The sequence below is a fragment of the Caballeronia eucalypticola genome, from assembly GCF_047608185.1.
Classification (GTDB): domain Bacteria; phylum Pseudomonadota; class Gammaproteobacteria; order Burkholderiales; family Burkholderiaceae; genus Caballeronia.
This window is the reverse complement of record NZ_JBLKRU010000011.1, coordinates 58,003-70,028: the sequence shown is the minus strand read 5'-3', so window position 1 is coordinate 70,028 and position 12,026 is coordinate 58,003. Positions and strand designations below refer to the sequence as shown.

Below are 12,026 nucleotides of genomic sequence, written 5' to 3'. Positions count from 1 at the left end.
GAAATCGACCGGCGTGCATCAAGTTCAGCAATCCGGTCATGCGCGCTAAGCTGCGATGAACTCGTTCCACTTCTGGACCATATAGATGTTCTCGTCCATCACCGCGTTCCAGCACGCGATCGCCCCCATGCGCTGGTTGTACGAACCGCCGTCACGCACCGTGCCGACCTTTTCGAGCAATTGACCGTCGGGCGCCTTGATGTCCTGCGCGGCCGGTTTGCCTTCGATCCAGTAGTCCCATTCATAAGGCTGCATGTGGGTCTTGGCGGTATCAAGCACACCCGCGTAATATCCCTGGCGCATCAGGTAAGCGCCTGCCCAGCCGTCCTGGAACCAGTTGATGAACTCATAAGCGGCGTCAAGCTTGCGGCCTTGCAACGAACGCGGCAGGCCGAAGCCCGACGCCCATGACCGATACCCCTCCTTCAGCGGTTGAAATTTGCATGCAACGCCCATCGTGCGGACCTTCGTGACGGCAGGTGACCACATCGACTGGATCACGACCTCGCCGGACGCCATCAGGTTAACGCTCTCGTTGAAGTCCTTCCAGAACGCACGGAACTGACCCGCACGCTTTGCCTCGATCAGGATCTTGATGGTCTGGTCGATCTCGGCCTTGGTCATGTTGCCCTTGTCGCCGTATTTCACATGACCCATCGCCTCGATCGCCATGGCTGAGTCCATGATGCCGATAGCGGGAATGTTCAGGAGTGCGGCACGTCCCTTGAATTCAGGGTTGAGCAACTCGGCCCAGCTGGTGACCGGGCGCTTGATCAGGTCAGGACGGATGCCCAGCGTATCGGCGTTATACGTGGTCGGGATCAGCGTCATCCATTCGGTGGGCGTCGCCGAGAACTCGGTCGAGCGGGCACCCGTCAGGAACATCACTTTCTTCGGGGCCGTGCCCTGGTCACCAATCTTCTTGCCGTCGACTTCACCGCGGGTGAGCACCGGCGTGATCTTGTCGGCGAGCTTGATCTTTCTGGCGTCCATGCCGGCCAGCGTGCCGGCGGGAATCAGCTTCTTCAGCGAGAAATACTCGGTGTCGACAATATCGAATGAATTCGGCTGCGTGATGATGCGCTTGGCGACATCGTCAGTCGTCACCGGGATGTACTGGATCTGGATGCCGGTATCTTCCTGGAATTTCTTCGCGATGTCTGAACTCTGGTTCACCGCCGTGCCCAGGTAACGAAGCGTGATCTTTTCCTGCGCATGCACGTACGGAAACCCAGCAATGCCAGCCGCGGCGACCGCGCCCTTGAGCAGGGTGCGGCGTGACATGCCCTTCGGTTCGGTCGTCGCGGCGCTTGAGGACGAGTCACTCGTGCTGAGTTCGGACAGTTCTTTGTTACGCTCGGTCATGGCCATCTCCCTTGGTTGAAATTGTCGTTCGCTGCAACGTGCGGCGCAGAGCGCTCGCTTGGCGCCCTCTCATGCCGCCAATGCATGGGCGTCCTGTTCGTTCCACCAGACCACGACACGCGCATCGGGGCCCAGCCGCTGTGGGTCGTATTCGTTATCGGGAAGTAGTGAAACCAGGTCGGGTGAACCGTCGAGCGGTGCGAGCGTCATGCGCAAATGGGTCCCCTGGTATTCGGTTTCACGGACCGTGCACGGGATGCCGCCGATCCGGCTGAAGCCGCTTTCGTTCGTGGGTGACTGCACTGGTGTAAAGCCGTGCGGCGCAATCCGCAGATGATCGGCGCGCACCGTAAATGCGCGGCCGTTGGCGCCAAGCACGTTATGTCCGCCGAGGAACCGCGCGACGAATTCCGTGCGCGGCCGGTTGAATACTTCGTAGGGCGAACCACTTTGTTCAATGCGTCCGTGACTCATGACAACGACCATATCCGCGAGCGCGAGCGCCTCTTCTTGCGAGTGCGTCACGTGCACAAATGTGATGCCCAGCTCCTTCTGCCAGCGCTTCAGTTCCGAGCGCATCTGTACGCGCAGGAACGGGTCGAGTGCGGACAAGGGTTCGTCAAGCAGCAGGCAGCGCGGCTCGTTCAACAGCGCGCGGGCGAGTGCGACACGTTGCTGCTGACCACCCGATAGCTGCGACGGCTTGCGTTGCGCATAGGCGCTCATCGCGACAAGTTCCAGCAGCTCGCCCGCCCGCTTCCGGCGTGCATCCTTGGCTACGCCGCGCATCTTCAGGCTGAACGCGACGTTATCGAGCGCGGACAAATGCGGGAATAACGCATAACTCTGGAAGACCATCGCAGTGCCGCGCTCGGCGGGTTGCGCGCGCGTGATATTACGCTGACCGATGAGGATGTCGCCGTCGCTGATGGATTCATGGCCGGCGATCATTCGCAATGTCGATGTCTTGCCGCAGCCCGACGGCCCGAGCAGGCAGCAGTACTGGCCGCCGGGAATCCGGAGGTCGATCGAATCGACGGCGAGCGAGTCGCCGTATTGCTTCGATACATGCACGAGTTCGATATCGGCGGGCTCGGTCTTGAACACGGCGGCAGGCACGGCAGAAGTGGACGGACTCATGGGTACGAACGCATGCAGGGCGTTTCCTCGATAAACCAAAGACGGGGCTAAGGACTCTCCAAGGCCCTGAATGCAAGACCTATGCCACTTTGTCCGCATATCGATTATTTGATCGCAAACCATCACGGCTGTTGAACGTAGACGATATGGCGTGTAAATTGCACACAATCCGAAATCAACCTGTCAGCGATCAAACCCGTTATTCCGCACAACCGCGGTGCGCCACGGGTCCGTCGCGGGGCGCGATCCCCCAAAAAGGTTCACGCGCGGCACGCTTGTCACTCAAGGCTTTTGCACATGGACACCATCCGCCACGCTCACGCGTCGCACGATCCTGCGTCTGGTCCTGCGTTCGGTCCGCTCGCCACGCACGACCGCTTTCCGTACCGGCCAATCACCGATACCGACGCGTTTCGGTGGCCGGGCGACACCGGCCTCGCTGTCTATCTCGGCTTCAACATCGAGCACTTTGCGTTCGGTGAGGGATTGGGTGCGGCCCTCGGCCCGGTCTCGCCACAGCCCGACGTGCTCAATTACAGCTGGCGCGAATACGGCAACCGCGTGGGCGTATGGCGCTGCATCGAACTCTTCGATCAGCTCGACCTGCCGTCGGGCACGCTGATCAATACATCGCTTTATGACCACTGTCCGGAGGTCATCGAAGCCTGTCTCGCGCGCGGCGACGAACTGATCGCGCACGGTCATACGAATGCGCATCGCCAGAGCGACCTGGACGAAGCCGGCGAGCGCGCGTTGTTGCTGCATTGCCGGGAACGTATCAGCGCCCATGCCGGCACGCCGCCCTCGGGCTGGCTCTCGCCATGGATCTCCGAATCGCGCGTCACGCCCGACCTGCTCGCGGAAACCGGCTACCGCTACACGCTCAACTGGTGCCACGACGACCGCCCGGTGCGCATGGCGACTCGCTCAGGTTCGTTGTGGTCCATCCCCTACCCGCAGGAACTCAACGACTTGCCGATGATGGTCGGCCGTCATCTCGACGCACGCGATTTCGCCGACATGATCATCGACCAGTTTGATGAAATGCTCGAACAGGCAAACCGCAGCCGCCATCCGCAGGCGCTCGTGATGGGCATTGCGCTGCATCCCTATCTCGTCGGACAGCCCTACAGGCTGCGTCATTTGCGTCGCGCACTGAAGCACATCGCCGACGCTCGCGCGAATGGCGACGTTTGGATGACAACGCCCGGAGCAATCGCGCGCCACATGGACGAGATGGAACGCGAGGGTCTCGTCGGCACGTCGCAACTGGCTCTCCTTCCCGTAGAAAAATGACGCCGAAACCCGCATTGAAAGTGGCTGCAAGGCCCCGAAAGAAGCCCGTCCGCGAGTCAGACGCAGACACACCAGCAGCGCTGGACGCTGATGCACGCCTCTATCAGGCGATCTTCGATGGTGTGCTCAACCATCGGCTGACGCCCGGCACCAAACTTCCAGAGCCAGAGTTGTGCCAGTTGTTCGGCGTCGGCCGCGCGGTCGTGCGGCGCGTGCTGGAGAAGCTCGCCTACGACGGCATCGTCGCGCTGCGGCCGAACAAGGGCGCGGTCATCGCCGAGCCGTCGGCCGAGGAGACACGCGAGATTTTCGAAGCACGCCGTTCGATGGAGCGCGTGCTGGTCGAGCTCGCGGTGCTGCGCGCGAGTGCTCAAGACATCAAGACGCTTCGCCGTCAGCTAGCCGATGAACACGAAGCCATGCATCGCTTCGACCAGCCCTCGTGGGCGCGCCTTGCAAGTGACTTTCATCTGCGCATCGCGGCGCTTGGCGGCAACTCGATCCTGCAACGCTACCTGACCGAACTGGTGTCGCGATGCTCGTTGATCGTGGGCGTCTACGAGCCGCCAGGCCACGCGCCCTGCGAGCATGAGGAACATGCGGCGATTGTCGATTGCATCGAGGCGCGCGATGCAGCCGGCGCAGTGACACGCATGGAAGCGCATCTGCGCGAACTGGAAGAACGCATCGAGACGTCACGCATGCTGGGCGAAAAGAGCCTTGGGCAACTGCTCGGCATGCGCTGACTCCGAACGTCAACCCTTGGTCCACTGATCTACGCCATCATGGAAATAGACTTCGAAGCCATCACCGAATATCAGCGATACAAGCTCATGGCGAGCCTGATCGTGCCGCGCCCGATCGCGCTGGTGACGACCGTGAGTGCGAGCGGCACGATCAACGCGGCCCCCTTCTCGATGTTCAACATGCTGGGCGAAGAGCCGCCCATCGTGATGATCAGCATCAACCGTCTCGACGATGGCTCGCTCAAGGACACGGCCGTGAATATCGTGCGCAGCCTTGAGTTCGTCGTGCATCTTTGCGACGAAGCGATGGCCGAAAAAATGCATCGGTGCGGGGAGCGTCTGCCGCCCGATGTCAGCGAACTCGAGAAGGTCGGCCTGACACCCGTGGCAAGCTCGCGAGTCGCGCCGCCACGAATCGCGGAGGCGCCGGTGGCATTCGAATGCACGTTGTGGGAAACGCTGGAAACCACGAGCCGTCAGATTTTCATCGGATGCGTTCACAGGCTGCATGCGCGCGATGAATTGATCGATACCGAAACGTGGCGCGTGCGGCTTCAGCACTACTTCCCCGTTGGCCGGTTCGGCGCGAGTGATTATGTGACCACCCGCGAGCGCTTCACGCTCGGCTGAACATCCCTCCCGGAGCACCCCATCCATGCACAACGCTACCCTTGCCACGTCCACTGAAGGCATGGTCACCAGCCCCCATGCACTTGCGAGCGAAGCGGGCCTCGAGGTACTGCGCGCGGGCGGCAACGCCATTGAAGCGGCCATTGCGATTGGCGCGGCCCTGAGCGTGACTTATCCGCATTTCACCGGTCTTGGCGGCGATGCGTTCTGGGTCATCGGCGACCAGGCGGGCATGCTGCGGACGTTATCGGGTATCGGGCACGCGGCGCAGACATTGCCCGCGTTCTCCGCCGCGATCCCGTTGCGTGGGGGCGGTTCCACATTGACCACCGCTGCAGCCGTCGATACCTGGCATCAGGCCTATGCAATCAGCCAGGCAGCATGGGGCGGCCAACGCACGTGGTCGTCGCTGTTCGATCGCGCTATCGAGCATGCATCGGAGGGATTTCCGGTCACGCCATCGCAGAACTTCTGGCAGCAGTTCCGCGCGGGTGAATTGAGCGCAATGCCGGGCTTTTCAGCGATATTCGCGCCTGACGGTCATGCGCCTGCGATCGGCGAACGCTTTGTTCAACCGGCGCTTGCACGCAGTCTTGAACGCATCGCGACCTATGGCGCACGCGAAATCTATGAGGGCGAACTCGCCGAGCGTATTGCACGCGGCTTGCAGCAAGCCGGTTCACCGCTGACACACGGCGACCTCATCAAGACGCGCGCACGCGACGAAGCACCGCTGCGCGTGGCGTATCGCGGTGGAGAACTCGTGAGCCTGCAACCACCTACGCAAGGCGTCACCACGCTGCAGATCATGGGTATGCTGGCCCGCTTCGATCTGTCGTCCATCGCCGAAGGTAGCGCCGACTACTATCATTTGCTGGTGGAGGCAGTGAAGTGCGCGTTCGTCGATCGGGACCGATGGGTCTCCGACCCGGAGTTCAACCGCGTTCCCGTCAGCGACATGCTCTCGACCAGCACGCTCGACGCTCACGCGCGCTCGATCAATCTTCAGCAAGCGCGTGCGTGGCCACATATATTCCGTCCCGGCGATACGGTGTTCATCGGTGCATCGGACGCACAGGGCCGCAGCGTCAGTCTGCTGCAGACGGTCTACTTCGATTGGGGCAGCGGCGTGGTCGCTGGCGACACCGGCATTCTCTGGCACAACCGCGGCGCGTCGTTCAGCGTTGACCCTTCGCATCACAATGCCGTAAAGCCCGGCAAGCGGCCGTTCCATACGCTCAACCCGGGCATGTATCTGAAGGATGGACGGCCGCATCTGGTGTTCGGCACGCAGGGCGCGGACGGTCAGCCCCAAACACTGGCAGCGGTGTTGACGCGGCTGATTGACTACGGGATGGACCCGTTGAGCGCGCTGGGCCGCCCGCGTTTCCTGCTCGGCAAGACCTTCTCGGACACCCGCGATGCGCTGAAGCTGGAGGAAAACGCCGGTGCCGACGTGTTCGCCGCTTTAGCGGCGCGCGGGCATGAGGTGAGCGCGATTGCAGCGCAGAGTCCGCTTGCGGGTCATCCGGGCGTGATTCGGATTGAATCGGATGGTGCAATGTCCGGCGCGCATGATCCGCGTAGCGACGGCCAGGCCATAGGACTTTAAACACTCGACACGCACCGCATGCCATTCATGGTCGAGCCGGCATGATGCTCGGCAACGATCGTGCGATCAAGGTGACCCACGTGGCCGGCGAGCAAGTGTATGAGCGCACGACCTCGGGCGATGACTTCCGCTATCCCGCGGCTGCGTAGCTGCATGTAGCATGGGGGCGATTGGCTAATTCAGGCCGCTCGCCCCCGTCTTCCCTCCTGATCGCACGCCGCTGTCCACGCGCACCCCTGCCGCACGCATTGGGTCTGAAACAACAGCGCTCTCCTTGGGCAGCGCCCATTCCAGCCAGCGGGTGCGCTGCAGGACCACCAGCGCGAACGCGATAGCCGACAGCCCGCCGAAGGTGGCGAACCCCATCTGATAGCTGCCGGTGCTTTCCTTGGCCATCCCCATGATCACCGGCAGATAGAACCCACCAATCCCGCCCGCCGCGCCGATAATGCCGGACATCAGCCCGGTCTTGCCCTTCCAGCGTTGCGGCACCAGTTGAAACGTCGCACCATTGCCGAGACCGAAGCACAAGTAGGTCACGACCAGCAGCGCGATCCCGGCGGGCAACGGCGGCATCCACGCCGCGAACATGAAGTCGCACACCGAGATAGCGGCGAGCAGCAGGACAAGCGCACGCACGCCGGAAATCCGGTCCGCGATCAGGCCACCGATCGGACGCACCAGCGCACCCGTGAAAGCGAGCAACGACATGAAGAGACCCGCCTCAAGTTTCGGCAACTGATACAGCGAAATCAGCAGCGTGGTTACGTAGGATGACATACCAACGAAGCCACCGAACGTGATGCTATAGACCAGCATCACGATCCACGTATCCCCTTCCACCAGCACGCTGCGGTAGTGTTTTGGCAATACTGCAATAGCCAGTAGCGCGCCCAGCACCGGAAGCAGCAGCACACCCGTTTTGCCCGCACCGAAAACACCCCAATGCACAGCAAGCACGAGCGCAACGAGTCCGCCCAGCGTCACGCAGAAGCTAAGGAACGCTTGCGGTGCGCTGCCTGACTTGGGCCCCAGATCCTTCGCCCAAAAAAAGATTGCTGTGGCCGCCAACGCCAGCAAAGGCAACGCAGCGCCCGTCGCTTTCGCCCAGCCGAAATGGTCGGCCAGGCCGGGGAACATGAAGCCGTCGAGCACCGCGCCGATGTTGCCTGCGGCGGCGAGCCCGAGCACGAGACCTTGCACCTTGGGCGGATAGTTGCTTCCGGCCATCGGTAGCGCAACGGCGAAGCTTGCACCACCCACGCCAAGAAACACGCCGAGCACAAGCAGCAACGTATAGGACGGCGCGGACGGCAGTAACAGCAGGACGACCGACGGCAAAGCCGACAGCGCGATGCCCATCAACGCGATCCGCCGGCCATCGTGGGCCTGATAAAGATTGCCGAGCGTCACTCGCAGGATGGCCGCGCCCAGCACCGGAACCGCGACCAGGAAGCCGAGTTCGGCCGGCGACATCGCAATGTCTTTGTGGATGAACGGCGCGAGCGGGCCGAACATCACCCACACGGTGAAACCGGTATCGAAGTAGAGGAAGCACGCAAGCAACGCGCGCCAGTTACCGCTCGATAGCGAATTCAGCAGGTTTTTCATGGGTCTCTCTCACGGGGCGAAGGCTATTGAAAAGCGCGATCAGCACTGACGTGCGGACCTTGTGGATGAACGCTGCGTTGAGGCGACGCCTCGCTGGCGCTACGCGTGTTGACGACGCTGTGAATCAGTTGGTCCATCTCCTTGATGATGTCGGCGAGGACCGTCGTGATCACCGCGAATTCACGGCCGAATTGCCCCGCACGCGCGGCTGCAATGCGCGCATTGAGGGCCACGATATTGGCCTGCATGGAGATGCTTCCAAGTTGCTCGGCAATGTCACGCTCACGCTTGAGCGACGCCGTCTCGATGCTGCGCATCTCGTATTGATACGCGAGCGTTATGTCCTGCAGGAGCCCGAGCAGCGGCGTGGCCTGAGCAACGAGTGCATCAGTCTTCTCGCGGCCGTCCGCCAGGCCCGACTCGAGACAGGACACCGCCTGATTCGCTTGCTCGATAAAGCACTGGATCCTCTCGTGTGCGTTGCGCGCGCCGAAATAAAGCTGATGCAGGGCTTCCGAAAAAACGCCTGTCAACGGACCATCGCCGCTCACCAGGCCGGTGTGCGTCTGCGCAAACGTGCCCAGGCAGTCCTTCACCACCATCAGCGCGGAGGTGTCCCCGTGTGATGCGAGCAGCACATGCAAAACGATGCGTTGCGAGAGCATCCGTTGCCTGCCGGACAGATTGATAAGCTCTCCGATCGTCTGCGCTGAGACTTCTTGCCGGTTGGCATGGGTCCACTGTTTCATGATTAAGGCCAATGTCCTGAGACCGTTTGCTTGCTCATCCGATCACAAGACGTGAACCAGGATGAGACTCGCGATGGTTGATCGAACGCGCAAAAAAAAGCGCCCCGAGCAGCAACCGCACCCCGATTGCTCGGTCGCACAGTTGACGCTCGGGACGCCGTTGTCCCTGCCGGCCGCTACACGCGAGCGGCCGAAAAATGGTTGATACGCTGAGGCCGCCATTGGCCCCCGGTCCGTACTAATGCAATAGCCGTGCCAAAATCCGCGTGGCGCGGGTCAGCAGGGTTCTCGTCTGGCGGGTTCCAGCATTGCGCAAAGCCGCCATTGATACGCCCAGCAGGGCTCAGACAACCAACGACGTGTTACCCGGCCGCAACATTCAATGAAAGTCCAAAGGGTCGTCGCCCCGCGCTTGATAGTGTGTCGCGCGCTGCGAAATGCGGATTTGCGATCAGAGTTGGTGCGACGCGATGGTGCACTGCACTGTGCCTGTGCGCCATGCCGAGCCACAGTGAGGGGTCGTACGCTACTGGCGCGATGCGCATCGGCTGAGGGCGGTCATCCGGACCGACGACGTCCGGCCTTCTCCACGGGAACAAAAAAAGGCACCCGAAGGTGCCTTAAAAGTGAATCAGGTTATTGTTTTTGCTCTCTCTCGCACCGGCCCCAAATGCCGACGGCGCCTCAATAAGCGAATTGAAGCCATACAGTGGTGACTTGGAGATGCTCCGATACGTGAGGGTACTAACGGCACGAATTAGTCAAACTTGAGGGGACTAGGGAATCTACTAGCTGCAACGAACCAGACAAGCATCGGAATGAATGTTTCCGTTGCTTGAGAACTGCGAGAAGCATGAAAGGGTAGCCGTCAATGTGCCTGGACCAAGCACTCCATTGCCCGAAAGCAATCAACGGTCCTTTCAGGTTACCTAAAAGAGAATTCCCCGCGACATGCGGTCTACCACCACCACATGATTCGCCCGGTTCACGAACTATCCACCCCAGGCCTGCGCCTCAATAATATGTTGCACCGTGACATATATCGACCGCAAACCGCGCTGTAGCAGCGTGAATATATGTCATAATCACATACTTTTTGACAATGCGTTTGGCAGGAGACGCTGCCTGACGGTGAAGACGGCCAATGCACGGCCGCCCGCTCACACTATTTCAGGCTTATGCTCCGAACCGCTCTTGCACGCTGGCTTCTCAGCTTCTCTCCTTCACCCGTCGCACTTGGTTGGCCCGAACGATTCAGGTCGTGTCTCGGCGCCCTGCTCGGCATCTCCTTCACTGCGGGGGTGATGCATGTTTTCCTGGGCGACCACGCGTTTATCCCGCTGCTGGTCGCGCCGATGGGCGCCTCCGCGGTGCTGCTGTTCGCGGTGCCCGCGAGCCCTCTCGCACAGCCCTGGTCGATCATCGGCGGCAATCTGGTTTCCGCGATTGTCGGCGTGGCGTGTGCGACCTGGATCACGAATCCGATCGACGCCGCGCCCATCGCAGTGGCACTCTCGATTGGCGCAATGTTCGCGTTCAGGTGCGTGCATCCTCCCTCCGGCGCAGTCGCGCTCACTGCCGTGCTCGGTGGACCGGCAGTGCATGCCCTTGGATTCGGATTCGTCATTGCACCGATAGCGGCACAGTCATTCTCACTATTAGCGGTCGCGATCGCGTTCCACGCGGCGACGGGGCATCGTTATCCCCACGCGGCGCGCCCGCTCAAGGAATCAGGCGCCCGTGCACCAGCGGCCAGTCCGGGATTCACACGGGAAGACCTGAAGGAAGTGCTCGGCCGTCGCAACGAATTACTCGATATCGCCCCAGGCGATCTCGAGTCGCTGCTGCTGGAAATACAACTGCAATCGTACGTGCACGGCTTCAGCGGATTGAGCTGCGCGGAAATCATGTCGAACCCTGTCGTTACAGTCACATCCACAACAACGATTGCAACGGCCGCCTCCATGCTCCGGCGTCATGGCATCAAGGCGTTGCCTGTTATCGATGATCAGGCGTTCGTGATTGGCATCATCACGCCGGCCGATATAGCGAGAAATACGGCGGCCGGAAAACTTCGCGGGCTGGCGACGTTCATCGAACAATTGTCCGCTGCGCCCGGTTCAGCGCCAACGGTAGCGTCCATCATGACGACCGACGTGTCCACGGTCAGCGTCACCACGTCGATTGCGAAGCTCGTGCCCCTATTCGCCGCTTATGGCCATCACCATATTCCGGTGCTCGATCCTCAAGAGAAACTCGCCGGCATGATCACCCAGGCTGACTTGATACTCGGTCTTTATCGACAAACACACGCATAGCCGCAGCGAGAATCGCTTGAACGTTTGCCAGCAATCCTCGCAGTTCAGCGCCAACATATATATCATCATGTGATACATTGTTAGTTTAGATTCCTGACTGGACGCTCCCCAAATGAAAGAAACTTCTCGCGCACTCAGCAAAGAGAACTTTGAACAGCTGTCCGAATTTCGTTACCAGATGCGGCGGTTCGAGCGGTTCTCCGAGCAGGCCGCTCAGGACGAAGGCGTTACGCCGCTGCAGTATTTGCTGTTGTTGCATATCAAGGGTTATCCGGACCGGGACTGGGCAACTGTCGGCGAACTCGCGGAGCGACTTCAGGCGCAACACCACGGAGTTGTCGCGCTTGTGTCGCGGTGCGAAGCGCTGGGTCTGGTCAAGAGAAAGCCTAGCGAAATCGACCGTCGGCAAGTCGAGATTCATCTGCTGAAACCCGGAGAAAAGATTCTCTCGCGGCTAGCCGAATTGCATCGGGCAGAACTGAAGTCGCTCGCAGGGACCTTCCGCGTTCCGCAGATCGATCTTTAAGTTGGTGAATGCCAACGCAACCCAAACCAATCT

At 60.9% G+C, this 12,026-nt stretch carries 10 protein-coding genes; 6 read left to right on the top strand and 4 right to left on the bottom strand.

The window, feature by feature from the left end:
* Positions 1-45: 45 nt before the first annotated feature.
* Entirely contained in the window at positions 46-1,284 is a 1,239-nt protein-coding gene (locus tag ACMX25_RS15080) for an ABC transporter substrate-binding protein (RefSeq protein ID WP_414950929.1), read from the bottom strand.
* A 150-nt stretch (positions 1,285-1,434) separates the two neighbouring features.
* Positions 1,435-2,505 (bottom strand): ABC transporter ATP-binding protein, encoded by a 1,071-nt coding sequence (locus tag ACMX25_RS15075; RefSeq protein ID WP_414950764.1) that lies wholly within the window; start codon positions 2,503-2,505, stop codon positions 1,435-1,437.
* A gap of 297 nt (positions 2,506-2,802) precedes the next feature.
* On the opposite strand from ACMX25_RS15075, the gene ACMX25_RS15070 reads away from it, so the two are divergent.
* From ACMX25_RS15070 to ACMX25_RS15055, 4 genes are read left to right on the top strand one after another with little or no spacing between them, the layout of a single operon-like run.
* Positions 2,803-3,801 (top strand): polysaccharide deacetylase family protein, encoded by a 999-nt coding sequence (locus tag ACMX25_RS15070; RefSeq protein WP_414950762.1) that lies wholly within the window; start codon positions 2,803-2,805, stop codon positions 3,799-3,801.
* The gene (locus ACMX25_RS15065) at positions 3,798-4,547 is read left to right on the top strand and encodes a GntR family transcriptional regulator (RefSeq protein WP_414950760.1); all 750 of its coding nucleotides are present in this window, start codon (positions 3,798-3,800) and stop codon (positions 4,545-4,547) included. Before ACMX25_RS15070 ends, ACMX25_RS15065 begins: the two co-directional genes overlap by 4 nt.
* Positions 4,548-4,586: 39 nt before the next feature.
* Positions 4,587-5,177, top strand: a complete 591-nt coding sequence (locus ACMX25_RS15060) for a flavin reductase family protein (protein WP_414950759.1) — start codon at positions 4,587-4,589, stop codon at positions 5,175-5,177.
* 25 nt (positions 5,178-5,202) lie between these two features.
* On the top strand, positions 5,203-6,789 hold the full coding sequence (locus ACMX25_RS15055) for a gamma-glutamyltransferase family protein (RefSeq protein ID WP_414950758.1): 1,587 nt from the start codon (positions 5,203-5,205) through the stop codon (positions 6,787-6,789).
* 174 nt (positions 6,790-6,963) lie between these two features.
* On the opposite strand, the gene ACMX25_RS15050 is transcribed toward ACMX25_RS15055, so the two are convergent.
* Both ACMX25_RS15050 and ACMX25_RS15045 read right to left on the bottom strand, forming a co-directional pair.
* Positions 6,964-8,400: an MFS transporter gene (locus ACMX25_RS15050; RefSeq protein WP_414950757.1), complete on the bottom strand. Its 1,437-nt coding sequence runs from the start codon at positions 8,398-8,400 to the stop codon at positions 6,964-6,966.
* A gap of 23 nt (positions 8,401-8,423) precedes the next feature.
* Positions 8,424-9,149, bottom strand: coding sequence for a type IV pili methyl-accepting chemotaxis transducer N-terminal domain-containing protein (locus tag ACMX25_RS15045; protein WP_414950756.1), 726 nt, complete (start codon positions 9,147-9,149; stop codon positions 8,424-8,426).
* Between the two features lie 1,178 nt (positions 9,150-10,327).
* On the opposite strand from ACMX25_RS15045, the gene ACMX25_RS15040 reads away from it, so the two are divergent.
* Positions 10,328-11,467, top strand: a complete 1,140-nt coding sequence (locus ACMX25_RS15040) for an HPP family protein (RefSeq protein WP_414950755.1) — start codon at positions 10,328-10,330, stop codon at positions 11,465-11,467.
* Between the two features lie 112 nt (positions 11,468-11,579).
* On the top strand, positions 11,580-11,993 hold the full coding sequence (locus ACMX25_RS15035; protein ID WP_414950754.1) for a MarR family winged helix-turn-helix transcriptional regulator: 414 nt from the start codon (positions 11,580-11,582) through the stop codon (positions 11,991-11,993).
* Positions 11,994-12,026 lie beyond the last annotated feature (33 nt).